A 26,269-nucleotide genomic window follows, 5' to 3' on the forward strand; every position below is an offset into this window, starting at 1 on the left:
AAGCGGGTAGACGATGAACCTCACTCCCAGAGAAAAAGACAAGCTGTTGATTTCCATGGCCGCCATGGTGGCGCGCAAGCGGCTGGAACGCGGCGTCAAGCTGAACCATCCGGAAGCCATCGCCCTCATCACCGATTTCGTTGTCGAAGGCGCACGTGATGGCCGTCCGGTTGCCGAACTGATGGAGGCCGGAGCCCATGTGATCAGCCGCGACCAGGTGATGGAAGGCATTGCCGAGATGATCCATGACGTGCAGGTCGAGGCGACTTTCCCCGACGGCACAAAGCTGGTGACCGTGCACGAACCTATCCGCTGAGGAGTAAGCCATGCTGGAGCTTCGACCCAATTGCGAATGCTGCGACAAGGATCTGCCGCCCGACAGTGCGGAAGCGATGATCTGCACGTTCGAATGCACGTTCTGTGCGGATTGCGTTGACAATGTCCTCAAGGGCGTGTGCCCGAATTGCGGTGGCAACCTCGTTGCCAGACCGATCCGGCCTGCTGCGAAGCTCCTGAATAATCCGGCTTCCACGAAGCGTGTTCTGAAGGCCGAGGGCTGCGCGCCCAAGGCGGCTTAAGGAGAGACAGATGATCCCTGGCGAAATCATTGCCGCTGATGGCGAGATCGAGCTCAATGCCGGCGCACCGATCGTGACGCTTGAGGTTTCCAATACCGGCGACCGTCCCGTGCAGGTCGGCAGCCACTATCATTTTGCCGAGACCAATGCCGGCCTTTCCTTCGATCGCGACAAGGCTCGCGGCATGCGGCTCGACATTCCCGCCGGCACGGCCGTGCGTTTCGAGCCGGGCCAGACCCGTTCGGTGACGCTCATACCGCTCTCGGGCAAGCGCGAAGTCTACGGCTTCCGCCAGCTCGTCATGGGCCGGCTCTAATAAAAGAAAATGACGGGAGGAAATACATGCGCGTGAAGATGGAATTCATCGGTGCGGTCGTAATGCTGTTTGCCGCCGGCGCCGCCTATGCTGAAGACGTGAATTGCGAGAATGCGCAGACACAGACCGATATGACCAGCTGCGCGCAGGCGCGTTATGATGAAGCCGACAAGGCGCTCAATGCCCAGTACAAGCAGACGCGTGCCGCCATGGTGGCGATCGACAAAGATCTCGATGGCGATATGAAAGGCGCGGAACAAGCGCTCCTCAAGGCGCAGCGCGCCTGGATCAACTATCGCGATGCGCAGTGCGAAAATTCCGGCTTCCAGGCTCGCGGCGGTACGATGGAGCCGATGTTGGTTGCGGGCTGCCTTGCTGACCTGACCGATCTGAGAACCAAAGAGCTCAAGGCGCTTGCCGAAGGAATGGGCAATTAAAGTGGGCAGATCGATCATGATCGTGGGCAACGGCGAAGTGGGAGAAGGGGGGGGCGAGATCATCGACGCATCCGACTTCATCATCCGCTTCAACGAGTGCCGCTCCTATGGCGCCGGCGGTACTCGTACCGATGTGATTGCGGTGTGCAATACCGGCCGTCCTGCCAAGGCAATGCTCGGTTCGGAAAGCTGGCGGGTGCATCCCGGTGTTGTCGAAGCCTCGGAAATCTGGAGTGTGCGCGATCCCGAAAAATTCGCGGCGATGCGGGCACCTCTTGCGGCTTCGCATCCGGAGCTCGATGATTTCTGCGACGATTACACCAACCAATTTAGCGATTTCTGCATGCAAGCTGGCAAGGTGCATCGGGTCATCGACAAACAGATTCATGACGCCGTCGATCAGGCGCTTTCTGCCTTCTTGCCAGCGCCTTACGTCGTGCCGAGCAGCGGCATGATCGTGATTGGCGAAGTGCTCGACAGATTTCCCGACGATGACGTAACGCTTGCCGGCTTCGGCCATGTGGGCTGGGAGTGGCATCCCTTTGCCGCCGAAAAGCAGCTCGTCGATTCCTATGTTGCGGCCGGCCGTCTCAGGCGGCTTGCCGGAAAACCATTCGTCTCTTTCTCCCAAGGAGCCTGATAGATGCCCTACAAGATCTCCCGCAAGGCTTACGCCGGCATGTTCGGTCCGACCACCGGCGACAAGGTCCGCCTTGCCGATACGGAGCTTTTCATCGAGATCGAAAAGGATTTTACCACCTATGGTGAAGAGGTGAAGTTCGGCGGCGGGAAAGTCATCCGCGACGGCATGGGCCAGAGCCAGGTGACGCGGGCAGATGGCGCGGTCGATACCGTCATCACCAATGCCGTCATCATCGATCATTCCGGTATTTACAAGGCCGATATCGGCCTCAAGGACGGACGCATCGCGGCGATCGGCAAGGCCGGCAATCCGGATATGCAGCCGGGCGTCAATATCATTGTCGGTCCGGGCACGGAAGCGATTGCCGGCGAGGGCAAGATCCTCACCGCCGGGGGCATGGACAGCCATATCCATTTCATCGCCCCACAGCAGATCGAGGAGGCTCTGATGAGCGGCCTGACCTGCATGCTCGGCGGCGGCACCGGGCCGGCGCACGGCACGCTGGCGACGACCTGCACGCCCGGCCCTTGGCATATCGCCCGTATGATCGAGGCAGCCGATGCCTTCCCGATGAACCTTGCCTTTGCCGGCAAGGGCAATGCTTCGCTTCCGGGCGCATTGCAGGAAATGGTGCTCGCCGGCGCGACCTCGCTGAAGCTGCATGAGGATTGGGGTACGACGCCCGGCGCCATCGACTGCTGCCTGTCGGTTGCCGACGACTATGACGTGCAGGTGATGATCCATACGGATACGCTGAACGAAAGCGGCTTCGTGGAAGATACGATCGGCGCCATCAAGGGCCGCACCATCCATGCCTTCCATACGGAGGGTGCGGGCGGCGGTCACGCACCCGACATCATAAAGATCTGCGGCCAGCCGAATGTCATTCCCTCGTCCACCAACCCGACGAGGCCCTATACGGTCAATACGATCGCCGAGCATCTGGACATGCTGATGGTCTGCCATCACCTGTCGCCGTCGATCCCTGAGGATATCGCCTTTGCCGAAAGCCGTATCCGCAAGGAGACGATCGCGGCGGAAGACATCCTGCACGATATCGGCGCTTTCTCGATCATCTCGTCGGACAGCCAGGCCATGGGCCGTGTCGGCGAAGTGCTGATCCGCACCTGGCAGACGGCCGACAAGATGAAGCGCCAGCGCGGCCGTCTGAAAGAAGAGAAGGGCGATAACGACAATTTCCGTGTCCGCCGTTACGTCGCCAAATACACGATCAATCCGGCGATTGCACATGGCCTGTCGCATGAGATCGGCTCGATCGAAGTCGGCAAGCGCGCCGACCTCGTCCTATGGAACCCGGCCTTCTTCGGCGTGAAGCCGGACATGGTGCTGCTCGGCGGCTCGATTGCCGCGGCACCCATGGGCGATCCGAATGCCTCGATCCCGACGCCGCAGCCGGTGCACTACCGTCCGATGTTTGCCTCCTTCGGCAAAAGCCTGACAAATTCCTCCGTGACCTTCGTGTCGCAGGCCTCGCTCGATGTCGGCCTCAAGGGCCGCCTCGGCGTTGCCAAGGATCTCGTTGCCGTCAGGAACACACGCGGCGGCATCTCCAAGGCGTCAATGATCCACAACGACCTGACACCTGAAATCGAGGTCGATCCGGAGACCTACGAGGTGCGGGCGAATGGCGAGTTGTTGACCTGCGAACCGGCGACGGTATTGCCGATGGCACAGCGTTATTTCCTGTTCTGAGTTCCTTTCATGCGTGGTTTGAAGCTGACAGCGCGATGGCCGATACGGGCTGTCGCGCTGCTTTTATTATTGGTAGCTGGCGGTGCCTTTATTCCAAGACCGCTGCTGGTGGCAGCAGAAGCTTCCCCCGAAGCAACAGCCTCGCAGCGCATTCTGTTGCTTTCCGGCCCGATCCATACGGATATTGCGATCCCGCTCGACGATCGGCTTCGGGCGTCGTTTTCATTTCTTGAGGATGCCGGAATTCCGGTGAGCGATCCTGCCGCACAATGGCTGATCTTCGGATGGGGCGGTCGCTCATTCTATCTGGAGACACCGACCTGGGCCGATCTGAAGCCGATGCCGGTGCTTCGCGCGCTGACGATCGACGGATCGGTGATGCATGTCGATGTTGCCGGCGGCATCTCCGAAACCCATCCGGCCGTGACGGTTCTCAATGTCGATGGTGGGCGTTTCGAGCAATTGCTCGGCTTCATCAACGACAGTTTCATCCGGGAAAATGGAGCGGTCGTGCCGGTCGGCGACAGGGGATATGGCGACTATGACAGGTTCTTCGAGGCGAGGGGCTATTTCAATGCGCTGTTTGGCTGCAATACATGGACCGCCGCTGCGCTACGGACAGGCGGCCTGCGAATGGGTTTCTGGAACCCGCTGCCGCAGACGCTAGTGCTTTCGCTTGGTCTCTATAATTGAAGTATAGGGCTCCTCTGCAACTTGGCGTAGCTGACGGGGCGGCGTTGTTTCCAGTTTCAACCCTTGTGTTTTTGAGACACTGTTCCCCATTGTTGCCCTTAAAGTGAAATCTGAGCATCGCTCTCCATCTGGTTGTGAAAATCGGTGGGCGGACTGTGATTTTTTAGCCATAGACCATTCTGAAACAGGTGCCGATTGCTCCCCATAAAATACGTTTGAAATCAAGTTTTTAGGTGTATTTTCCACAGTGGACATGCCTGTCCCGAAAAGTTGCACCCTCTGCTAGAAAAAACAGATTGGCTGAATCCCCTGAAATCACTCGAATTTTAACAATTGGATTAAGACCCCCGCAGCAATTGCAACCCTATCAATGGCCTGAAGACGCTGGGCAGGAAGGCCGATTCTCATGGAAAACTGGATATCGCTTCAGGCTGAGCTAGGCAGTTTCGAGCATCGCAAAACCGTTTATACTTTTGCGCTGAAGATGAGTTTTCTGGCAGTCATTCTGTCCGGCTTCATCATCGTGATTACCCTGCCTCCGCTCAACTTCATGGGAGTGCTGCCGATCACCCTCGGGCATGCCATGATCTTTGCTATCATCCTCTCCTGGCTGATCGGCGGAATGGTGTCGGGCGTGCTGTCGCTCGTTGCGGGCTTTGCCATTCATGACCTGACAGTCTCGCGCGCCAAGTTCGAAAAGCTCAGCCGCACAGATACGCTGTCGGGGCTCTTGAACCGTCGGGCTTTCACTGACGCGCTGGAGAAGGTAGATGGGGATGCCTGTCTCGCCATCTTCGATGTCGACCGCTTCAAGGCGATCAACGATCGCTTCGGCCATGGCTGCGGTGATGCCGTCATTACTGGCGTCTCAGCCATGCTTTCTGCGGCTTTTGATGGCGAGCCGGTCGTGGCTCGGCTCGGCGGTGAGGAGTTTGGTGTCGTCGTTCAGGGCGGGACGCCGGAGGAGCGCGTCGCGCGCATTGAAGGGGTGAGAGCACAGATTGCTGCGCGGCCGATTCCGGCGGATGGGCATGACGTCACCATCACGATATCAGGCGGCATTGCCGACCTCCATGAGGGACGCGACAAGGAGGCGGTCTATGCTTCCGCCGACAAGGCGCTCTACCTCGCCAAGGCGCTCGGCCGCAATCGTGTCGTCCACGAGCGGGAAGGGCTGAACCACGCCTGGCACGGGCTCGTCGAAAACGGTCTCGGCGTCCAGGGTATTGCGCCTAACGAGGCGAACCTGTTGCAGGCCTCCGGAATCTAAAGCTGCCGTTTACGAAACGTGCATTGGTGCTTGCATCGTCAGGGGCTATTTTGCATGGTCTAGGTCCCAGTTTAACGGATATGTCATGCAGCGCGTCACATCTTACCTTCCCGCCGGCACCCCTTCCTCCCATCCGACCGCACAGGTCAAGCTGCCGCACGATCTGCGGCACCTGCGCCGCAAGCTCCTGCATCTGGAGAATGGCGAGATGGTGATGCTCGATCTCAAGGATCCGGTGCTTTTCGCCAATGGTGACATGCTGGTGCGCGAAGATGGCGAGCTGATCGAAATCCTTGCCGCCGACGAGAAACTGTTCGAAGTGCGCGGCCGTGACCGCACGCATCTGATCGAACTTGCCTGGCATCTCGGCAACCGTCATCTCTCGGCGCAGATCGAGGAGGATCGCATCGTGATCCTGCGCGATCACGTCATCCGCACCATGCTGCAGGGACTGGGCGCGATGGTGCTCGATATCAACGAACCCTTCCAGCCGGCTCGCGGCGCCTATCATTCCCACGGCGGACATTCGCACGGGCATGACCATCATGATCACGGCCATAGCCATGATCATGGGCATCACGACCACGAGCACCATGATCACGAGCACCATGACCATGGGCACGATCATCACGACCATGACCACGACCACAGCCACCATAAGCACGATTGACGCCTGATGGCTGAGAATCGTGAGCTGCAGGCTCTGCTACGCCTGACGGCATGGCTTTCGCCGGCCTTTCCCATCGGTTCCTTCGCCTATTCCGGCGGGCTGGAGCGGGCGGTGGCGGATGGACTCGTCGGCGATGCGGACATGTTGCGGCGCTGGCTGGAGACGTTGACCAGCAACGGCTCGGTCTGGAACGATGCTGTGCTCTTTGCTGCAAGCCATCGTGGTCACCATGATGCTGCTCGCCTTGCGGAGCTTGCCGAACTTGGCGCAGCGCTTGCCGGTTCGCGCGAGCGGCACCAGGAGACGATGCTGCTTGGAGAAGCCTTCCTGACGGCTGCGCGGGCCTGGCCGGATGACGTATTCAACCGATTGCCTAAGAAGGCAGCCTATCCGGTGGCCGTCGGTGCTGTGACGGGCGCGCATGGGATAGCGCTTGAGAAGGCGCTCGCTACCTTCCTCCACGCCTATCTCTCACAGGCGGTTTCTGCCGGCATCCGGCTCGGTGTCGCCGGACAGAAGGATGGCGTTGCTATCCTCGCTGGGCTGGAGGAGCATGTGATGGATATCGCGGCGCATGCTGCCCGCTCCACCCTCGATGATCTCGGTTCCGCGACGGTTCAGGCCGATATTGCCGGGCTGCGTCACGAGACACAGCAGACGCGGCTGTTCCGGTCGTGAGGCGAAATTACCCGCGCATCTGCGTCATTTGACGGTGGCGGGAAATCAGCGCTTCGCTATCATCTGACTTCGATTGGAGTAAGGCTATGAAATCTAGAAACGGACCCCTGCGCGTTGGTATCGGCGGGCCGGTCGGCTCGGGCAAGACGGCGCTGACCGAAAAGCTCTGCAAGGCAATGCGCGACGACTATTCCGTTGCCGTCGTGACCAACGATATCTACACGACCGAGGATGCCGAGGCGCTGGTGCGCATGCAGGCATTGCCGTCCGAGCGCATCGTCGGCGTGGAGACCGGCGGCTGCCCGCATACGGCCATCCGCGAGGATGCGACGATCAACCTGCAGGCCATTGCCAATCTCAACGAGCGTATTCCCGATCTCGACGTAGTCTTTATCGAATCCGGCGGCGACAATCTGGCGGCGACCTTTTCGCCCGATCTCGCCGACATCACCATCTATGTGATCTCGGTCTGCCAGGGCGAGGAAATTCCGCGCAAGGGCGGGCCGGGCATTACCCGATCTGACCTTCTTGTCATCAACAAGAAGGATCTGGCCCCTTACGTCGGGGCCGACCTTGAGGTGATGGACCGCGATGCTACGCGCATGCGAGCGACCCGTCCCTTCGTCTTCTCCGATATGAAGCGCGGCGACGGGATCAATTCAATTGTCGACTTCCTGCGGGTGCAGGGCGGCCTTTGAGGCTCATATCCTTCTCAGCATGTTGACGTCGCTGATGGCGATGAAGCGGCCGCGCACGGTTACCCCGGCCGATTTGAGCGTCGAGAAAGCGCGCGATAATGCCTCCGGCGCCAGACCCAACTTCCGGGCGAGCAGGTTTTTCGGAAAGGGTAGCCGCAGCGACGCCACGGCCGGTCCTTCCTCTACGCAATGCGAAAGAAGGTAGTGTGCCACGCGCTGCGGCGCCGTCTGCATCCGGTCGTTGGCGAGGCATTCCATCGTCGACAGCAGATGCATCGACAGGCTGCGCATGATCGCAGTGCCGATCTGCGGGTGTTCAGCCAGCAGGGCGCGTACCTTGCCGATGTGGAAGCGGGCAAGCACCGTGTTGTCCATCGACTGGGCGCCGTAGCGATAGATGCCGCCCGCCTGGATCAGACATTCGGCGAAGCTGTCGCCTGGCTCGCAGATGCGGATGTCTGCCTCGCGACCCTCTCCGTTCAGGCGAAAGAGCCGGACGTAGCCCTCCAGCACACTGTAGAAATAAACGCCCGGCTCGCCTTCCTGAAAGAGAATATCGTGCGAAGCGGACGTGATCACGGTGGAGCAGGCGCGGAACGCCTCGGTTTCCGCGCTGTCCAGCTCTGCAAATATTCCGGCTCTGGAAAGCAGCGCCCGCTCGCGGCTGCTCGGCATCAGCATCCTGTTCATGTTCCCGCCTCCGGTAGCGGCGAATGCCGCCAATATCCCCTTGATGATGCCAGAATAGGGGAAGCGGGACGCGGAGGAATTGATTTTGGTCAAACGCTCAGGTGAGCCCTTATCGAAGCCGGCGATTGCTCGGGATGGTGAAGGACCAGGCGTTCGGGCCTTTGCGATTGCTCATGAACCGACGCAGAAATGGCAGGAGGACATACAGGCGCTTGCCGTGTTCGGCCTCCTCGACAGGTCGGCCGTCGCACGGGTTCCCCCATCGGTCTTCATAGAGATCCTTGAATAGCGAGCTGATCGGGATCATCGCTCCATTCTCCATATTTTGAATCGATTCAAAATCCCAATGGAATTATTGAACCGATTCAATCTTCCTCCTCATCCTTAACTCTGTCAAGTTTATTTTGAACCGATACAATCCTTTGCTAGAGTGAACCGGTTGGTATCTGCAAGGAGCAGCTTTGGGCAAAGGACATGTGAGACTGGCTGATGTCGCGAAGGCGGCAGGCGTATCCCAGGGTACGGCATCGAATGTTTTCAGCCGTCCGGAAGTGGTGAGGGAGGAAGTGCGCGAGCGGGTGCTCAATGTCGCCCGCGAGCTCGGTTACGGTGGGCCTGATATCAAGGGCAGGCTGCTCAGGGCAGGGCGGGTGAACGCGATCGGTGTCGCCGCCGTCGAACCGCTCACCTATTTCTTCGACGATCCCTGGGCGCGTTCGCTGATGACGGCGATCGGCGAAGTTTGCGATGCCAGCGGCACAGGCATTGCCGTCGTATCGGCTATGAACGAGGAGCGGCTTGCCTGGAACATCAACAGCGCGCTCGTCGACGGCTTCATTCTGCTTTGCGTGGAAGGCGGAGAGAGGCTCGTGGAACTCACCCGCCAGCGCCAGCTGCCGTTCATCGCGCTGGCGCTCGGCATCGAGGATGAGACGATCCCGGCGATCGGCATCGACAATGTCGCAGGCGGCGCGGCGGCGGCGCGGCATCTGCTGGAACTCGGGCATCGTGACATCGCGATCCTGTCGATCGGCGATGTCGATGGCCTTATCGGCCTGGTGGTGCCCGAACGTGTCGATCCTGAAATGGAAGCGACCCCGCGTGACCGCATGCATGGCTACTGGCAGGCGTTGGCGGAATACGGCATTCCTCGCGAAGCTGTTCCTATCCAGGGAACGCTGCATGACAGATCGAGCACCATGATGGCGATGGAGGCCCTGTTCTCCTCGGCCAGTGCGCCGACGGCCATTCTGGCCATGTCGGACAAGGTTGCGCTGTTCGCGATGCAGTGGCTTGCCGAGCGCGGGCTGAAAGTGCCGAAGGACGTATCCATCATCGGCTTCGACGGTGTGCCGGAAGCTGCAACCTCACGTCCGCGTCTGACCACCGTCGCCCAACCCTTTGCCGAAATCGCACGACGCTCGGTGACGGCGATCCTCGAAAATGCACTGCCGGAAAACCATGAGGCGCTCGATCTCGAGCTTGTCGTGAGAGACAGCACGGCGCCGCCGTGTCCACGCTAAGGCTCAGAAAATAAAAAAGCCGGGTCGATGCCCGGCTTTTTGCCTCATGGTGTTAGGCTCATTCAGCCGCGAAGGGCGGCAGGCGCAGCACGTTGGTGTCGTTGCCCGTCTTGCGCTTGCTTTCCGGTCTTTCGATCGCGGTCAGGCGCTCCTCCAGCGACTCGATGTCGCTGCGGTTCTCGCGCGCGGCGCGGGTGAGATCTTCGCTCGACATCGGCAGATCCTCCTTGTCCTTCTTGCCGACCAAGCGGCCGAAGATCCAGCCGAGGAGGCGGGAAAGATCGTCCATGATCAGGAAGAAGGAGGGCACGACGACGAGCGAGAGCACCGTCGAGACGATAATGCCGCCGATCACCGCGATCGCCATCGGCGCTCGGAACGAGCCGCCTTCGCCGACGCCGAGCGCGGAAGGCAGCATGCCGGCCGACATGGCGATCGAGGTCATGATGATCGGCCGTGCGCGCTTGCGGCCGGCTTCGACCATGGCCTCGACGCGGGGCATGCCCTGATGGCGCATCTCGATCGCGAAATCGACGAGCAGGATGGCGTTCTTGGTGACGATACCCATCAGCATCAGAATGCCGATCATGACGGGCATGGACAGCGGATTGCTGGTGATGATCAGGCCGGCGGCCACGCCGCCGATGGCGAGCGGCAGCGAGAACAGGATGGTGAAGGGCTGGATCACATCCTTGAAGAGCAGGATCAGCACCGTCAGCACCAGCAGGAGGCCCATCAACATGGCGTTGACGAAGCTCTGCTGCATCTCGGTCTGGACCTTTGTATCGCCGCTTTCGGCAAGATGCACCGTCGCCGGGATTTGCGCGTCGCTGACGATCTGGCGGAAGCGGGCCGAGGCCGTGTCGAGTGCCACGCCCTGCGGCAGGTCCGAACCGATCGAGACGACGCGGTTGCGGTTATTGCGCTTGATCGAGCTCACGCCTTCCGAATAGTCGATATTGGCAACGCTCGAAAGCGGAACGGTGCCGCCGCTGGCGGTCTGGATCTTCAGCGCCCGGATGGCGGCAAGGTCGCGGCGCATGTCGAGCGCGGCCTGGACGCGGATCGGGATCTGGCGATCGTCGAGCGAGATCTTGGCGAGCGCCGCATCGACGTCGCCGATGGTGGCGACGCGGATCGTCTCGGAGATCTGCTGCGGCGTGATGCCGAGGCGAGCGGCCTCGTCCTTGCGCGGGTAGACCTGTAGTTCCGGACGGGGCAGGGAGCCGTCGGCGCTGACATTGGCGAGCAGCGGATCGGCGCGAAGCTTGGATTCCAGAATGCCGACGGCGTCGTTGAGGTCCTTCTCGTTCTTGGAAAGGAAGTTGAAGGACAGGTCGCGCTCGCCGCGGTCGTTGAGCTTCAGGATATGGACGTCGGGAATGTCGCGCAGCTTGGCGAAGACTTCCTTTTCGATATTCCATTGCGGACGTTCACGGCCGTGGACTTCTACCTTCGGCAGCATCGGGCCAATGACCGGGATATGGCCAAGCACATCGTTGACCACCTTCTTGACCAGCGATTGGTCGAGCTTGTCGAGTGCGAGCGTGATGGTCGCACGGCGCAATTCGAGCTCGCCCTTCGGCGAAGCGCCGCCGAGCACGAAGACGCTTTCGACGCCGTCGATGTCCTTGACCCTGTCATAGATCGCATCGGTCGTCTTCTCGGTGTCGTCGAGCCGCGCGTTCGGCGGCAGTTCGACTGAGAGAACAATGCGCGAAGCGTCTTCCGGCGGTAGGAAGCTGCCAGGCACGAACATGAATAGTGAGATGACCGAACCAACCGTGAGGAGGAGGGCTACAATCAGCGTCGTATAACGCCAATACCACCTGCGAGTCGTGCCGGTGACAAGACGCGTATAGCCCTTCATCAGCAAACCATCATTATCGTGATGGTCGTCAACACCGTCTTCGGCGCGCATGAGATAGGCGGCCATCATTGGGGTGATGAGGCGCGCGACCATCAGCGAAAAGAAAACGGAGAAGGCGACGGTCAGGCCGAACTGGATGAAGTACTGGCCCGGAATGCCCGGCATGAAGGAAACGGGCACGAAGACGGCGATAATCGTGAAGGTGGTGGCGATAACGGCGAGGCCGATTTCGTCCGCGGCCTCGATCGCCGCTCGATAGGGCGTCTTACCCATCTTGATATGGCGGGCGATGTTTTCGATTTCCACGATCGCATCGTCGACGAGAATACCCGTCGCGAGCGTCAAAGCCAGGAAGCTGACGAGGTTCAGCGAGAAGCCCATCATGTCCATGACCCAGAAGGTCGGGATCGCCGAGAGCGGCAGGGCGATGGCCGAGATCAGGGTCGCACGCCAGTTCCTGAGGAACAGAAGCACGACAATGACGGCGAGCAGCGCGCCTTCGAGCAGCGTATGAATGGCCGCTTCGTAGTTGCCGTAGGTGAAATAGACCGAATCGTCGATCATCTCGATCTTCACATTCGGGTTTTCGCTCCTGACCTTGTCGAGGCTCTGCGCCACGGTTTCGGCGACGCTGACCTCGCTGGCGCCCTTCGAGCGGAAGACGCCGAAGGTGACAACCGGCGTATCGTTGAAGCGCGAGAAGGATTTCGGCTCCTCGTAGGTGTCCTTGATGACGCCAAGATCGGACAGCTTGACGAAACGGCCGCTCGGCAGCGCAATCGTCGTGTCTGCAAGCTCGGCGACGTTGCGAGCATCGCCGAGAACGCGGATGGCCTGTTCGCTGCCGGCCACCTGGCCGCGGCCGGAGCCGAGGTCGACGTTTGTGCCGCGCAGCTGCTGGTTCACGCTTGCGGCGGTGATGCCGTGAGCGTTGAGCTTGTCGGGGCTGAGTTCGATGCGCACTTCGCGCTCCGCGCCGCCGTAACGGTCGACGCGGCCGATGCCGGCCTGGCCCTGCAGGGCACGCTTGACGGTATCATCGACGAACCAGGAGAGCTCTTCCAGCGACATATCGGGCGAGGAAACGGCGAAGGTCTGGATCGCCTGGCCCTCGACATCAACCTTGGTGACGATCGGCGTTTCGGCCGTTGCCGGCAAATCGCTGCGAATGCGGTCGATCGCGTCCTTGACGTCCTGCACAGCCTGTTCCGTCGGCACTTCCATCCGGAACATGACGTTGGTCTGCGAGCTGCCATCGGTCACGGTCGACTGGATTTCGTCGATACCGGTGATCGAGGCTATCGCGTCTTCGATCTCCTTCGTCACCTGCATTTCGAGTTCAGCCGGCGACGCGCCACTCTGCGTCACGCTGATCGAAACGAGCGGCACGTCGATATTCGGGAAGCGCGTGATCGGCAGCGTGTTGAAGGACTGCATGCCGATGAATATCAGCAGGCAGAAGGCCAGGAGCGGCGCGATCGGATTTCGAATGGACCAGGCTGAAAAATTCATCGGATGGTCTCTTTAGTTGGAAGCCGAGGGCTGTTCGCGCACCGGAGTGATGTGGTCGCCGTCGCGGACATAGGCGCCCGCCTTGGCCACGACCTCGTCGCCGGTCTTCAATCCATTGATGATCTCGACATAGGGTCCGTCCTGGATGCCGGTCTCGATCTTGGCGAATTTCACCACGCCATTCTCGACCCTGCGGGCGGAGGAGCCTTCGCTGCCGGTGAGCACCGCGGTCAGCGGAAGCGATACGCCCTCGGTCTCGCGGACGATGATCTCGGCGCTGCCATACATGCCGGAACGCGCCTTGCTGTCATCGTCGATGGAGATATGGACGAGGCCCAGACGGGTGACCGGATCGACGGTCGGCGACACCAGGCGCACCGCGCCGGAAAGCTTCTCGCGGCTGCCGGAAAGCGAGATCGTCGCCTTCTGGCCGGCCATGACCCTGACAATGTCGCTTTCGGCGACTTCGGCGACAAGTTCGACGTCGCCGTCGCGGATGATGGTGAAAAGCGGGTCGCCGGTACCGGCGGCAATGGCACCGACTTTGGCGTTCTTGGCTGAAACGATGCCTGCAACCGGTGTTTTCACATCGGTGCGCGCCAGCTTCAGGTCCGCATCGGCGATCTGGCTGTCGAAGACCTTGAGGTCGGCTTCGGCAACCTCGATCGCCTGTTCGGCGGAAGCGACGCGGGCATTGGCGGCTGCGGCGGTCGCATCTGCCTGCTCGACCTGAGCTGTGGAAACCGTGCCTTTCTTTCCCATTTCCTGGGCACGGGCCTGCTGCTGCCTTGCCTGCTCGGCATTGGCCTGTGCCTCGATGAGCTGGGCGCGTAGCTGTGCAAGGCTTGCCTCACCCTTGGCTTTCGTCGCCATCATCTGGCTCTTGGTCAGGATCAGAGCGTCGTCGTTGAGCGTCGCCAGCGTACTTTCCGCTTGAACCTTATCGCCGACATCGGCCTTGAGGGTGCGAATGGAGAGGCCTTCGACCTGCGGCTGGATATAGACTTCCTCGACGGGCTTGACCGTTCCCGTGCCGATGACACGGTCGACGAGGGTGCGGTTCACCGCCGTAGTAACAACGATTGCCGGCAGGTTCTGGGAAGCCTGGGCCTGCGGAGGCGTGGTCTGGGGTTCCTCGGCAAATACAGCCGAGGCCGCAAAAGCGGCGGCAAGAAGGGTGGAGACCGCAAAAGCGGCGACAGGGAAAGTGGAGGCGCGTAGTAATGCGTGCGGCTTCAGTGCCATGCGTCGTGGTCCAATCTCTTGACAGGATCGGCCGGACTCGCGCGTCGTCATGCAACTCGCGAACCGGGCAAATGCCGTCTTCCAAATCTCAGAGGTATTTACCCGCATCCCACTTGCCGGAACTTATCGTCCCAACCCGGCAAATCCAGCTAGTACGTGGTATCGATTTGCTCCACGTGCAAGCCCGGCAGAAAATAATTCCCCATGAGATAATATTAATTACCATTGCGGGGCTCATCAATCACCTGAGGGTTATGTGAACATGACGATGATTGATCGGCTCTCATATGCTTGACGTTTGACGCCTGATAAATGCGACAGTTGCAAGGCGATTTTTCTCATTAAATGCAAAAAATAGAAACGCGCGGGAATATTTCCCGCGCGCGTTGCATTTCGGTATCGATACGCAGTTACTTGGCGGCTGCGTCGGTAATGTCGTGGGTCCAGGCGCCCGAGGGTTCCTTGTTGATGATCTTCTGGTCGAGCAGAGCCTTTGCCGTACGATCATAGAGCGTGGTGTCGAGCTTGCCGGTGCCGTCGCCGATCAGCTTGGCGACTTCGCCCATCATGCGCTTCTGGTGGTTTTCGTCCTGGCCGCCGGCGTCGACGACGATTCCGGCTGCCTCATCCGGGTTCTCCATCGCATATTTCCAGCCCTTCATGGAGGCGCGGACGAACTTGACCATCTTTTCCTTGAAGGCCGGATCCTTCAGCTTGTCTTCCATCGCATAAAGGCCGTCCTCCAGGAGGTCGTTGCCCATGGCGGTATAGTTGAAGACAATGAGGTCTTCCGGCTTCAGGCCGGCATCGATTGCCTGCCAGTATTCGTTATAGGTCATGACGGAAATGCAGTCGGCCTGCTTCTGCAGGAGAGGCTGCACGTCGAAGCTCTGCTTCAGCACGGTCACGCCATCGGGGCCGCCGTCGGTCTTGAGGCCGAGCTTGTTCATCCAGGCGAAGAAGGGATATTCGTTGCCGAAGAACCAGACGCCGAGCGTGTGGCCCTTGAAGTCGGCTTCGGTCTTGACCGGGCCGTCCTTGCGGCAGATCATTTCCATGCCGGACTTCTGATAGGGCTGGGCGATGTTGACCAGCGGAACGCCCTTTTCGCGGGCAACAAGTGCGCCGCCCATCCAGTCGACGATCACATCGGCGCCGCCGCCGGCGATCACCTGCTCAGGAGCGATATCGGGGCCGCCTGGCTTGATGTCGACGTCGAGACCCTCTTCTTCATAATAGCCCTTATCCTTGGCGACGTAGTAGCCGGCGAATTGCGACTGGGTGACCCATTTCAACTGGAGCGCCACCTTGTCGGCCGCCATCGCGTGGGCGGCGGCAAGCGACATAGCGCTCGCCATCATTGCAACCATCAATTTTTTCATTTTCTTGTTCCCTCTGAAGTTATGCCCAGGCCCTGATGCGGGGCCGGGGCATGTCTAACCACCACGGATAGACGGATGCCAGAACGTCACCGCCCTCTCGGCAAGGGCGACGACACCGTAGAAGATCGAGCCTGCGAGCGCTGCGACGGCGATCTCGGCCCAGACCATATCGACATTCATGCGACCGATCTCCGTGGAGATGCGGAAGCCCATGCCGACGATCGGCGTTCCGAAGAATTCCGCAACGATGGCACCAATCAGTGCCAGCGTCGAGTTGATCTTCAGTGCGTTGAAAATGAAGGGCATTGCGGCCGGAAGCCTGAGCTTGACCAGCGTCTGCCAGTAGTTCGATGCATAGGTGCGCATCAGGTCGCGTTCCATGTTGCCGGAGGCGGCAAGTCCGGCGACCGTATTCACCAGCATCGGGAAGAAGGTCATGATGATGACGACGGCCGCCTTCGACGGCCAGTCGAAGCCGAACCACATGACCATGATCGGTGCCACGCCGATCATCGGCAGGGCCGAAACCAGATTCCCGATCGGCAGCAGACCGCGGCGCAGAAAGGCGAAGCGGTCTGCAAGGATGGCGACGACGAAGCCGCTGACGCAGCCGATGGTGTAACCGATCAGAACGGCCTTGAAGATCGTTTGCCTGATATCTTCGCCGAGGATCGGCAGGGAGCCTATGATACGTGCGCCGATCGCGGACGGCGGCGGCAGCAGCACGAAAGGGATACCGGCGCCGCGCGTGATCGTTTCCCAGATGATGAGGATCCAGGCACCGAAGATTGCTGGGATCAGCAGCCGCAGCAGCCACTGGCTGGACGGTGTTGTCGGCTTGAGCTCCGAAAGCTCCGTCACGCAACGCCAGGCAAGCAGCCAGCAGGCGGCCAGCAGCAGGAAGAAGGAGGCGCCGGCGAAGCCTTCATTGCCCGAAAGCGTACCGAGCAGCAGCCATGCCGCACCATGAGCGCCCACGAAGAGGGCGGGTGCGACAAGCGATGTAGATAGGGGCGCGAAGGAGATCAGTGCCGCGACGATCGCAAGCAGAGCGATCAGGATGACAGTTCCTGCGGACGGAGGCTGTGTGGCACCGGCCCCGAAGACAGGCAGCATGACCATTGCGCCCACCACGCAGAGGAGGGCAATCAGGCCCTGCCAGGAAAGCACGACTTGCTTCATGCCGGCCTCCCGCCCATGGCGCGGTCGACGATCTTCGCCACGAGGCCGACGATGGCGACAAGGAGCGCCGCGAGGACCGAGCCGGCGACCAGTGCTGCCCAGATATCGATCGTCTGGCTGTAATAGGAGCCGGCAAGCAGCTTGGAGCCAATGCCGGCGACGGCGCCGGTCGGCAGTTCGCCGACGATAGCGCCGACGAGGCTTGCGGCGATCGCCACCTTCATCGAAGTGAAGAGAAAGGGTATGGAGGCGGGCACGCGCAGCTTCCAGAAGGTTTGGGCAGCCGTGGCATTATAGGTGCGCATCAGATCGAGATGCATGACCTCGGGTGAGCGCAGCCCCTTCACCATGCCGACCGTGACCGGGAAGAAGGAGAGGTAGGTGGAGATCAGTGCCTTCGGAAGGAGGCCGGTAATATTGATCGAGCCGAGTACCACGATGACCATCGGCGCGATCGCCAGGATCGGCACGGTTTGGGATGCGATGATCCACGGCATCAGGCTGCGGTCGAGCGCCTTGATATGGATGATGCCGACGGCGATCACGATGCCGAGCAGCGTACCGAGCGCAAAGCCAAGCGCGGTGGAAGAGAGGGTGACGCCTGCGTGGTAGACGAGGCTGCGATTGCTGGAGAGCTTTCGCAGGAAGGTGTTTTCGAAGACGTTCTGCGCCACCTGATGCGGCGCCGGCAGGATGGGCTTCGGTTGAGAGAGTGTCCTGCCGATGAATTCCGTCGTCGTCGAGGTGACGTTATTGCGCGTGTCCATATCGCGCTGGAATGGCGCGTTGAGGAAGACGGCGGCGACATACCAGATGGCAACCAGCACCAGCAGGATGGTGAGGACGGGGACGATCTTGTCCTTGAGGGTGTCGGGTTTCATGCGGCCTGCCTCTGTGCGTGGAGGATGGAGTTACCCCCCTCTGTCCTGCCGGACATCTCCCCCACAAGGGGGGAGATTGGCCAGAGGCTGGACCTCCGTACAACGCTAACGTTGCACAGTTTGCAGCGTCCATTGTTTGGGGAAGCCGATACCCCCAGCCAATCTCCCCCCTTGTGGGGGAGATGTCCGGCAGGACAGAGGGGGGTAGCCATCGAACGCAAAGGCCTACTGCTCATAGCTATGCCCCGCCCTCAGCCCCTCGCGAACGCGATGGGCGATTTCCAGGAATTCCGGTGTTTCGCGGATGTCGAGCGGTCGCTCCTTCGGCAGTGTCGAGTCGATGATATCGGTCACGCGGCCAGGGCGTGGCGACATGACGACGATCTTGGTGGAAAGGTAGACGGCTTCCGGAATGGAATGGGTGACGAAGCAGATCGTCTTGTTGGTGCGCGACCAAAGTTTCAGAAGCGCCGCATTCAGATGATCGCGGACGATTTCGTCCAGCGCCCCGAAGGGTTCGTCCATCAAGAGCAGGTCGGCGTCGAAGGCGAGGGCGCGGGCGATGGAGGCGCGCTGCTGCATGCCGCCTGAAAGCTGCCAGGGGAACTTCTTCTCGAAGCCAGAGAGTTCGACGAGGTCGAGCGCGCCGTCAATACGCTTCTTCTGTTCGGGTTTTGAATAACCCATGATCTCCAGTGGCAGGGCGATGTTCTTCTCGATTGTGCGCCACGGATAAAGTGCCGGCGCCTGGAAGACGTAGCCATATGCGCGGGCCTTGCGGGCCTCATCCGGTGTCATTCCGTTGATGGCGATGTCGCCGGAAGTCTTGCGCTCAAGATCGGCGATGACGCGCAGGAAGGTCGTCTTGCCGCAGCCGGAAGGGCCGATGAAGGAGACGAACTCGCCCCTGCGGATATCGAGATTGACATCAGCAAGCGCGTGCACCGCGCCGTCATTCGTCTGGTAGCTGAGACAGAGATCCTTGGCGGATACGACGGAGGGTGCTTGCATCAATAAACCAGTCTTGTTTTCGCCGCGCCGTCGCGGTTTTCCATGATATCATTGCCGCCGGCCTTACCGACAGCACAGTCCTTGGAGGATGAGGATGGACGCAAAATCAAAGCCCACCTGCCATATTGTTCGCCCCAACCATACCTATGACGGCAAGCAAGGGCTCAGCTATTTCGAGGGTATTGCGGCCGAGACGGTCGGCGCGAAGGGCATCTGCATGCATCTTCTGACGATCCCGCCCGGCGTGCGCGCCAAGGCGCATCTGCATGAGGCGCATGAGACAGCGATCTACATGCTCTCCGGTGAGGCGCATACCTGGTACGGCGACAAGCTGGAGAACCACATTGTCGTGCATGCCGGCGAGCTTTTCTACATCCCGGCGGGCGTCCCGCATTTGCCGGCCAACCTGAGCAGCACGCCCTGTACGGCGATCATTGCCCGCACCGATCCGAACGAGCAGGAAAGCGTGATCCTGCTGCCCGAGCTGGATGCGCTGGTGCCGGCGTGAGGCTATTTGCATAGCGGCAGCGGCCCCCACTTGATTGCGGCATCGGCCACGAACCCGATCGTATAGCCTTTAGGCCCTGATGTGATCTTGACGGTGTCGTCGTTGCTGCTCTCTTCGCCCTCCGCCTGGCAAGCGACCGTGGCGGTGAAATCCTTGCCTTCGGTCTTCAGGACTTTCTTGATTTCGCAGTAAGAGGCCGCCGTGGTGATGCCTTCGGAAGTCAGGAGAAAGAAGTTGTCGGAACCTGTACTTTCGCCGCTCTTGGCGTAGGCACAGCCATCCTTGTTGCCGTAGCTGCCCTTGATGGGCAGCGTGTCAGCATTCGCCGCAGTATAAAGCGCGGCCAGGGAAACGATCGTCAGAAGCAGATGGCCGCGCATCAATATCACACTCCGCTCGCCGGGATGCCCGTGCGCTCGACCTTGCGCGGCGCTGTGATCTCCTTCCAGGTCGACAGCGCCTTGCTGACGGCGGTGACCGGCTCGCGCCTGACGAATTCGCCGTGGCCCGAGCGGGTCTTGACCGTATCCTCCTCGATCGCCACGACCCCACGCGTCAGCGTATAGCGCGGCAGGCCGGTCACTTCCTTGCCTTCGAAAACGTTATAATCGATCGCCGATTGCTGGCTCTTCGACGAAATGGTCTTGGAGCGCTTCGGATCCCAGACGACGAGGTCGGCATCGGCGCCAACGAGGATGGCACCCTTCTTCGGGTATATGTTGAGGATCTTGGCAATGTTGGTGGAGGTGACTGCGACGAATTCGTTCATCGTCAGGCGGCCTGTATTGACGCCATAGGTCCAGAGCATCGGCATGCGGTCTTCGAGGCCGCCGGTGCCGTTCGGGATCTTGGTGAAGTCACCAACGCCGAAGCGTTTCTGCGCCGTTGTGAAGGCGCAATGGTCGGTCGCCACGACCTGCAGCGAACCGGAAGCGAGGCCGGCCCAGAGGCTGTCCTGGTGCTGCTTGTTGCGGAATGGCGGGGACATGACGCGGCGAGCGGCATGATCCCAGTCCTTGTCGAAATATTCGGTCTCGTCGAGCGTCAGGTGCTGGATCAGCGGCTCGCCATAGGCGCGGATGCCCTTCTGGCGGGCGCGGCGGATCGCTTCATGCGCCTGTTCGCAGGAAGTATGGACGATATAGACGGGGCAGCCGGCCATGTCGGCGATCATGATGGCGCGGTTGGTGGCCTCGCCCTCGACTTCGGCCGGGCGCGAATAGGCGTGGGCTTCGGGGCCATTATTGCCTTCCGACAGCAGCTTGGCCGACAGCGAGGCGACGACATCGCCGTTTTCGGCATGGACCAGCGGCAGGGCGCCAAGCTCGGCGCAGCGCTGGAAGGAGGCGAACATCTCGTCATCATTCACCATCAGTGCGCCCTTATAGGCCATGAAGTGCTTGAAGGTGTTGATCCCCTTGTCCTGGACGATCGTCTTCATCTCGTTGAAGACCTGCTCTCCCCACCAGGTGATCGCCATGTGGAAGGAATAGTCGCAATTGGCCCGCGTGGACTTGTTGTCCCACATCGTCAGTGCTTCGAGAAGCGATTGGCCGGGCGAGGGCAGGGCGAAGTCGACGACCATGGTCGTGCCGCCGGCAAGGGCCGCCCGTGTGCCGCTTTCGAAATCGTCGGAGGAATAGGTGCCCATGAAGGGCATTTCGAGATGGGTGTGGGGATCGATGCCGCCGGGCATGATGTAACAGCCCGTGGCATCCAGCACCTCGTTGCCGGAGAGGTTGGGGCCGATCTCGACGATCTTGCCGCCGTCGATCTTCACGTCAGCCTTATAGGTGAGGTCGGCCGTGACGATGGTGCCGTTCTTGATGACTGTGGTCATGGCTGCTGCTCCTTTTCCTAGCTGTTACTGTTCAACTGCCATCGTGGGCGTGCCACTTCGCAGGAGCGCGGCCCCTTTGGCGATGAGGCTGTAAACTGCCTCCTCACTCAGATCGTCGGGAGTGTCGTGCTCTTCCTCGTAATACCAGTCGGGCTGGTCAACGACGTCAGCGCCACCGACTGACAATGACCAAAAACCATCGCTTTCGCGAAAGTAGAAATCCTTGCCATCGATGAGCCCAGTTGACTGTACGGGTTGGCTGCCCTTGGGGCGTTCGATCAGTATTCCGGGCATGGAAGGGCCGAGTTCGATCCGAACGACAGCAACAGACCCGGGCTCCCCAGCGAGATAGTAGGATTGATGGCGCGAGGAGGCATCCGACCCAGCTAGCTCGACATTGGAAGGTTTATACCGCCAGAAACCCGATATTTGTGAAAGCTTGATCCGCTCGCCTGTGGCGTTGATGCCAATGTAGTAGACCTGCGCGCTAGGTATACCGTCCCACGGCCCGTCGTTCACCGGCGTCAGATTGGCATTGGCCCATGCAAGGTCGTCGGCAGTTCGCTGACTATAGAACTTAAAAGCATCAGCGTAATCGAGATAGGTCGTTGGCAAGTCGGACGCCATCACACGACAATCTCCGCCGTCTCGACCACCGCATGGAACAGCACATCGGCCCCGGCCGTCGCCCATTCCTTGGAGATCTCCTCTGCCTCATTGTGCGAGAGACCCCCCACACACGGGCACATAACCATCGTCGCGGGCGCGACCTTGGCGGCCCAGCAGGCGTCGTGGCCGGCGCCGGAGATGATGTTCATGTGGGAGTAGCCGAGGCGGTCTGCGGCGGAGCGGACCGAGGTGACGAGCTTTTCGTCGAAGGTGACGGGCTCGAAATGGCCGATCGCCTCGATGGAACAGCCGACACCCAATGCATCACAGATCTTTGGCGCTTCGGCCTCGATCTTTGCCCGCATGCGGTCGAGCTTGGCCTTGTCGGGCGAGCGGATGTCGACGGTGAAGACCACCTTGCCCGGCAGCACGTTGCGAGAATTCGGCGAGAAGAAGACCTGGCCGACGCCGCCGACGGCGCCCGGCTGTTCGCCCATCGCAACGCCTTGAACCATTTCCAGGATGCGCGACATGGCAAGGCCGGCATTGACGCGCATGTTCATCGGCGTCGAGCCGGTATGGGCTTCCTTGCCGGTCAGCGTGAATTCCAGCCACCAGAGACCCTGACAGTGGGTGACGACGCCGATCTGCTTGTTCACGGCTTCGAGGATCGGGCCCTGCTCGATGTGATATTCGAAATAGGCGTGCATCTTGCGGGCGCCAACTTCTTCGTCGCCGACCCAGCCGATGCGCTTCAGCTCGTCGCCGAAGAGCTTGCCTTCGGGATCCCTGCGGTTATAGGCGAAATCCAGGCTGTGTGCGCCGGCGAAGACGCCGGATGCCAGCATCGCAGGCGCGAAGCGGGCGCCTTCCTCGTTGGTCCAGTTGGTGACGACGACTGGGTGCTTCGTCCTGATGCCGAGGTCGTTCATGGTCCTGACGACTTCAAGCGCGCCGAGCACGCCGAGCACGCCGTCATATTTGCCGCCGGTCGGCTGGGTGTCGAGATGCGAGCCGACATAGACAGGGAGAGCGTCAGGATCGGTGCCGGGGCGGGTTGCGAACATGGTGCCCATCTTGTCGACGCCGAGCGTCAGGCCGGCGTCTTCGCACCATTTCTTGAAAAGGTTGCGGCCTTCGGCATCCGAATCCGTCAGAGTCTGGCGGTTGTTGCCGCCGGCAATTCCCGGGCCGATTTTCGCCATGTCCATGAGACTGTCCCAAAGACGGTCCCCGTTGATGCGCATGTTTTCGCCTGGCGCTGCCACCATGATTGAAAGTCCTCACCTGTTTTGCGGCAGTCATGCAAAGTACATGCCCGCCATGTTCCCGTGGTCAAATTCCGCTGCTGCTTGTTGTTCTGTCAGCGCCGGAAAATCGCCAGTTGCCTTTGTTTTTTATCTGGCGGATAATTTGACCGATTGGTAAACATTACAACTTCCATCGCTGCGCTCAAGACGAAAATCACGAAAAATAGACAGAAAGTACAGGCAAAAATGCAGGCAGTTGCCTGATAAAGCGGCAGGAGAGGCCGTTCTTCAAATCTTGAGCGAAGGAGTTGAATTTCAAGGGGAAAAGAGCGTATGGCCATACCGAGAGCGGCGAAGACACTTCGGCGGACACGCATCCAGGAAGAGAAGGAAGAGCAAATCCTGGAAGCGGCGCTGGATGTGTTTTCGGTCAGCGGCTTCCGTGGCTCGACCATCGACCAGATCGCCGAAGTGGCCGGCATGTCGAAGCCGAACCTGCTCTATTATTTCCGCACCAAGGAAGCCATGCATCGCGCACTGATCGACCGCGTGCTTTATAACTGGCTGGAGCCGCTGAGGGCCTTCGATGCGGAAGGCGATCCGGAAGCGGAGATCCGCAGCTATATCCGCCGCAAGCTGGAGATGGCGCGCGATTTCCCCCGCGAGAGCCGGCTCTTCGCCAACGAGATGTTGCAGGGCGCGCCGCACGTCCTCGACATGCTGAAAGGACCGCTGAAAGAGCTGGTCGACGAAAAGGCGGCCGTGATCCGCACCTGGATCAAAAGCGGCAAGATCGCCCGTTGCGACCCCTATCACCTCATCTTCTCGATCTGGTCAACGACGCAGCACTATGCCGATTTCGACGTGCAGGTTCGCGCCGTGCTTGGCGAAGAGCATTCCGGCGACGGGCGCTTCGAGGACGCGGCGCGCTTCCTGGAGCAGCTTTTCATCGGCGGATTGCGGCCTGATTGAAAGACTGCCCAGAGCGCCACGCGGAGAAGAATGTCCGCGACCCCTTCGAGCTCCCGGATTTCTGCTCAGCCCATCATTGCCGGAAGCCGGGCGGCCAGCGTGTCGATCGCCAGTCTTATTTTCGGCAGCATAACCGGCGAGCGCAGCCAAACGGCATGGGCATCGAAGATATTGGGCTGCTCGTATTTCAGTACCTGGACGAGATGGCCGGAGGCCACACTTTCGCGCACCAGCCAACAAGGCAGCCAGGCAAGCCCGCGTCCAGCGACCGCCGCATCCAAGATGGCTGCGAGATCGTCGAGCCGCAGCCGCGTCTGTGGCTGGACCTCCCGCCACCGATCATCGGGCGTCGGGAAGATCCAGGTTCTTTCATAGTCGCCACGTCGGTAGACGATGCCTTGATGCTGAGGAATATCGGCAATCGTTTGCGGTATGCCATGTCTTTCCAGGTAGCTGGGTGATGCGCAGACCGTCATTCTCTGGTGGGCGACGGCGCGGGCCATCAGATCAGGATGATCTTTCAGCGGGCCGTTGCGGATGGCAAGATCGAATCCATCCTCCATGAGATCGACGATGCGATCGTTGAAGGAAAGGTCGAGTTCGAGCTCGGGATGTTCATCGAGCAGATCCTCCAGAACTGGCGCGATACAGAGGCGACCGAAGAGCACCGGCATCGAGACGCGCAACCGGCCACGCACGCTGCGGCGGCCTGATTCCAGCATTGCCTCGCCAAGGCGGATTTCCTCGACCGCACGCAAGCAGCGCTCATAGAAGAAACGGCCTTCCTCCGTCAGGCTCTGCATGCGTGTCGTGCGGTTGAAGAGGCGCACGCCGAGACGTTGCTCCAGTCGTGCAATGGTCTTGCCGACGGCCGAGCGCGTGAGATGAAGCCGCTCGGCCGCTGACGAAAAACCGCCGGCCTCGACGGCTTCGACGAAGATCGAAATGCCTTTCAGGTGCTCCATATTGTTTCCTCTGCGGAACCAGTCTGGTGAATTAATATCGCAACTGGAGAGAAAATTTCAACGATATGTTTCGCTTCCTGCAATCGGACAAGGAGCGAGACAATGCAGACGACACGGCAATGGCAGATCGACACGATCGGACCGGAGCGGAAACTTGCGATCGGTGAGCGGAGACTGGAGCCGGTTTCGAATAACAGGATTCTCGTGCGGACGGAGGCGGTCTCGCTGAATTTTCGTGACAGGCTGGTGATGGAAAACGGCATGGGATTGCCGCTGCAATTTCCCTTTGTGCCGGCTTCAGATATGGCCGGTGTCGTGGAAGCCATCGGTCCCGATGTCACCCGCTTCAAGCCTGGGGATCGGGTTATCTCGACCTTCTCGCCCGACTGGATCGACGGACGCGGTCTGGGCGACGCCCGCACGCCGCCCTATACCACGCGCGGCGGCGTCTATCCCGGCGTTCTCTCAGAGTACACCGTCCTGTCAGAGGAATGGTATTCGCACGCGCCGAAGACGCTTGATGCTGCTGAGGCGAGTACCTTGCCCTGCGCCGGATTGACAGCGTGGTTTGCGCTGATTGAGCGCGGAGGCCTGAAGGCCGGTGACAAGGTGCTGGTTCAGGGCACGGGCGGCGTTGCACTCTTCGGATTGCAGATCGCCAAGGCGCATGGGGCGGAGGTCTTCATCACATCAGGCAGCGCCGAGAAGCTGGAACGCGCCGTTGCCCTCGGTGCTGATCATGCGCTTAGCCGGAATGACGGCGATTGGGTGGAGCAGCTCTATGCGCTGACCGAAGGCTACGGCGCCGACCACGTCCTCGAAATCGTCGGTGGCGCGCATCTCGGGCAGGCCCTGAAGGCGGTGGCGATCAACGGCCGTATCTCGGTTATCGGGGTTCTCGAAGGTTTCGAAATTTCCGGTCCCGTCGGTCCGCTCTTGCTCAAAGCGCCCGTGGTGCAGGGCATTTCCGTTGGACATCGCCGGGCACTGGAGGATCTCGTCCGGGCGGTCGACCAGACCGGACTGAAACCGGTCATCGACAAGCGTTACTCTTTCGAGGAATTCCCCGAAGCGCTCGATCATCTCTACCGCGGCCCCTTCGGTAAGGTCGTGGTTGAGTTCTGAGTGGTGGT

The 26,269-nt window shown here is 60.4% G+C and carries 27 protein-coding genes; 15 read left to right on the top strand and 12 right to left on the bottom strand.

The window, feature by feature from the left end; genetic code table 11:
• Positions 1–13: 13 nt before the first annotated feature.
• The 11 genes from H4W29_RS14465 (at position 14) to ureG (ending at position 7,696) form a co-directional block, all read left to right on the top strand.
• On the top strand, positions 14–316 hold the full coding sequence (locus H4W29_RS14465; protein WP_192729515.1) for an urease subunit gamma: 303 nt from the start codon (positions 14–16) through the stop codon (positions 314–316).
• A gap of 10 nt (positions 317–326) precedes the next feature.
• Complete coding sequence (locus H4W29_RS14470) at positions 327–578, top strand: DUF1272 domain-containing protein (RefSeq protein WP_112544002.1); 252 nt, start codon at positions 327–329, stop codon at positions 576–578.
• Between the two features lie 10 nt (positions 579–588).
• Positions 589–894 (top strand): urease subunit beta, encoded by a 306-nt coding sequence (locus H4W29_RS14475; RefSeq protein WP_192729516.1) that lies wholly within the window; start codon positions 589–591, stop codon positions 892–894.
• 26 nt (positions 895–920) lie between these two features.
• Entirely contained in the window at positions 921–1,331 is a 411-nt protein-coding gene (locus tag H4W29_RS14480) for a lysozyme inhibitor LprI family protein (protein WP_192729517.1), read from the top strand.
• 16 nt (positions 1,332–1,347) lie between these two features.
• The gene (locus tag H4W29_RS14485) at positions 1,348–1,971 is read left to right on the top strand and encodes a Urease operon accessory protein (protein WP_192729518.1); all 624 of its coding nucleotides are present in this window, start codon (positions 1,348–1,350) and stop codon (positions 1,969–1,971) included.
• 3 nt (positions 1,972–1,974) lie between these two features.
• On the top strand, positions 1,975–3,687 hold the full coding sequence (gene ureC, locus H4W29_RS14490; protein WP_192729519.1) for an urease subunit alpha: 1,713 nt from the start codon (positions 1,975–1,977) through the stop codon (positions 3,685–3,687).
• A gap of 18 nt (positions 3,688–3,705) precedes the next feature.
• The gene (locus H4W29_RS14495) at positions 3,706–4,380 is read left to right on the top strand and encodes a TIGR02117 family protein (protein ID WP_192730741.1); all 675 of its coding nucleotides are present in this window, start codon (positions 3,706–3,708) and stop codon (positions 4,378–4,380) included.
• 406 nt (positions 4,381–4,786) lie between these two features.
• Positions 4,787–5,650 carry a GGDEF domain-containing protein gene (locus tag H4W29_RS14500; protein ID WP_192729520.1) on the top strand — a complete coding sequence of 288 codons (864 nt, stop codon included), beginning with the start codon at positions 4,787–4,789 and terminating at the stop codon, positions 5,648–5,650.
• Positions 5,651–5,735: 85 nt separating this feature from the next.
• Positions 5,736–6,320 (top strand): urease accessory protein UreE, encoded by a 585-nt coding sequence (locus tag H4W29_RS14505; protein WP_192729521.1) that lies wholly within the window; start codon positions 5,736–5,738, stop codon positions 6,318–6,320.
• A 6-nt stretch (positions 6,321–6,326) separates the two neighbouring features.
• Positions 6,327–6,998, top strand: coding sequence for an urease accessory protein UreF (locus H4W29_RS14510; protein WP_192729522.1), 672 nt, complete (start codon positions 6,327–6,329; stop codon positions 6,996–6,998).
• A gap of 86 nt (positions 6,999–7,084) precedes the next feature.
• On the top strand, positions 7,085–7,696 hold the full coding sequence (ureG, locus tag H4W29_RS14515) for an urease accessory protein UreG (RefSeq protein WP_192729523.1): 612 nt from the start codon (positions 7,085–7,087) through the stop codon (positions 7,694–7,696).
• A 3-nt stretch (positions 7,697–7,699) separates the two neighbouring features.
• On the opposite strand, the gene H4W29_RS14520 is transcribed toward ureG, so the two are convergent.
• Positions 7,700–8,386, bottom strand: coding sequence for a Crp/Fnr family transcriptional regulator (locus H4W29_RS14520; protein WP_192729524.1), 687 nt, complete (start codon positions 8,384–8,386; stop codon positions 7,700–7,702).
• Positions 8,387–8,847: 461 nt separating this feature from the next.
• Between H4W29_RS14520 and H4W29_RS14525 the strand changes: the two genes are divergently transcribed.
• The gene (locus tag H4W29_RS14525) at positions 8,848–9,909 is read left to right on the top strand and encodes a LacI family DNA-binding transcriptional regulator (RefSeq protein ID WP_192729525.1); all 1,062 of its coding nucleotides are present in this window, start codon (positions 8,848–8,850) and stop codon (positions 9,907–9,909) included.
• Between the two features lie 58 nt (positions 9,910–9,967).
• Here H4W29_RS14525 and H4W29_RS14530 read toward each other — a convergent pair whose 3' ends face one another.
• From H4W29_RS14530 to H4W29_RS14555, 6 genes are all read right to left on the bottom strand, one after another.
• The gene (locus tag H4W29_RS14530; protein WP_192729526.1) at positions 9,968–13,291 is read right to left on the bottom strand and encodes an efflux RND transporter permease subunit; all 3,324 of its coding nucleotides are present in this window, start codon (positions 13,289–13,291) and stop codon (positions 9,968–9,970) included.
• A 12-nt stretch (positions 13,292–13,303) separates the two neighbouring features.
• On the bottom strand, positions 13,304–14,536 hold the full coding sequence (locus H4W29_RS14535; RefSeq protein WP_246517180.1) for an efflux RND transporter periplasmic adaptor subunit: 1,233 nt from the start codon (positions 14,534–14,536) through the stop codon (positions 13,304–13,306).
• 410 nt (positions 14,537–14,946) lie between these two features.
• A complete protein-coding gene (locus H4W29_RS14540; RefSeq protein ID WP_192729527.1) occupies positions 14,947–15,918 on the bottom strand; it encodes an ABC transporter substrate-binding protein in 972 nt (323 codons plus the stop codon).
• Positions 15,919–15,972: 54 nt separating this feature from the next.
• Entirely contained in the window at positions 15,973–17,100 is a 1,128-nt protein-coding gene (locus H4W29_RS14545) for an ABC transporter permease (RefSeq protein WP_192729528.1), read from the bottom strand.
• Complete coding sequence (locus H4W29_RS14550; RefSeq protein WP_192729529.1) at positions 17,097–17,981, bottom strand: ABC transporter permease; 885 nt, start codon at positions 17,979–17,981, stop codon at positions 17,097–17,099. The genes H4W29_RS14545 and H4W29_RS14550 overlap by 4 nt, the downstream gene beginning before the upstream one ends.
• Positions 17,982–18,206: 225 nt before the next feature.
• Complete coding sequence (locus H4W29_RS14555) at positions 18,207–18,992, bottom strand: ABC transporter ATP-binding protein (protein WP_192729530.1); 786 nt, start codon at positions 18,990–18,992, stop codon at positions 18,207–18,209.
• Positions 18,993–19,086: 94 nt separating this feature from the next.
• Here H4W29_RS14555 and H4W29_RS14560 point away from each other — a divergent pair, with 94 nt between their 5' ends.
• Positions 19,087–19,500 (top strand): cupin domain-containing protein, encoded by a 414-nt coding sequence (locus H4W29_RS14560; protein WP_192729531.1) that lies wholly within the window; start codon positions 19,087–19,089, stop codon positions 19,498–19,500.
• 2 nt (positions 19,501–19,502) lie between these two features.
• Here H4W29_RS14560 and H4W29_RS14565 read toward each other — a convergent pair whose 3' ends face one another.
• Genes H4W29_RS14565 through H4W29_RS14580 form a run of 4 tightly spaced genes read right to left on the bottom strand, consistent with a single transcriptional unit; the run spans position 19,503 to position 23,220 of the window.
• Positions 19,503–19,880, bottom strand: coding sequence for a hypothetical protein (locus tag H4W29_RS14565; protein ID WP_210332178.1), 378 nt, complete (start codon positions 19,878–19,880; stop codon positions 19,503–19,505).
• A 5-nt stretch (positions 19,881–19,885) separates the two neighbouring features.
• On the bottom strand, positions 19,886–21,340 hold the full coding sequence (gene hydA / locus H4W29_RS14570; RefSeq protein ID WP_192729533.1) for a dihydropyrimidinase: 1,455 nt from the start codon (positions 21,338–21,340) through the stop codon (positions 19,886–19,888).
• 24 nt (positions 21,341–21,364) lie between these two features.
• Complete coding sequence (locus H4W29_RS14575) at positions 21,365–21,970, bottom strand: hypothetical protein (protein WP_192729534.1); 606 nt, start codon at positions 21,968–21,970, stop codon at positions 21,365–21,367.
• Positions 21,967–23,220, bottom strand: coding sequence for a Zn-dependent hydrolase (locus H4W29_RS14580; RefSeq protein ID WP_192729535.1), 1,254 nt, complete (start codon positions 23,218–23,220; stop codon positions 21,967–21,969). The genes H4W29_RS14575 and H4W29_RS14580 overlap by 4 nt, the downstream gene beginning before the upstream one ends.
• A gap of 312 nt (positions 23,221–23,532) precedes the next feature.
• Between H4W29_RS14580 and H4W29_RS14585 the strand changes: the two genes are divergently transcribed.
• Entirely contained in the window at positions 23,533–24,171 is a 639-nt protein-coding gene (locus tag H4W29_RS14585; protein ID WP_192729536.1) for a TetR family transcriptional regulator C-terminal domain-containing protein, read from the top strand.
• A gap of 65 nt (positions 24,172–24,236) precedes the next feature.
• On the opposite strand, the gene H4W29_RS14590 is transcribed toward H4W29_RS14585, so the two are convergent.
• A complete protein-coding gene (locus tag H4W29_RS14590; protein ID WP_192729537.1) occupies positions 24,237–25,136 on the bottom strand; it encodes a LysR family transcriptional regulator in 900 nt (299 codons plus the stop codon).
• A gap of 102 nt (positions 25,137–25,238) precedes the next feature.
• On the opposite strand from H4W29_RS14590, the gene H4W29_RS14595 reads away from it, so the two are divergent.
• Complete coding sequence (locus H4W29_RS14595) at positions 25,239–26,261, top strand: zinc-dependent alcohol dehydrogenase family protein (RefSeq protein ID WP_192729538.1); 1,023 nt, start codon at positions 25,239–25,241, stop codon at positions 26,259–26,261.
• Positions 26,262–26,269 lie beyond the last annotated feature (8 nt).

The sequence above is a fragment of the Rhizobium viscosum genome, assembly GCF_014873945.1.
GTDB classification, from domain to species: Bacteria; Pseudomonadota; Alphaproteobacteria; order Rhizobiales; family Rhizobiaceae; genus Rhizobium; species Rhizobium viscosum.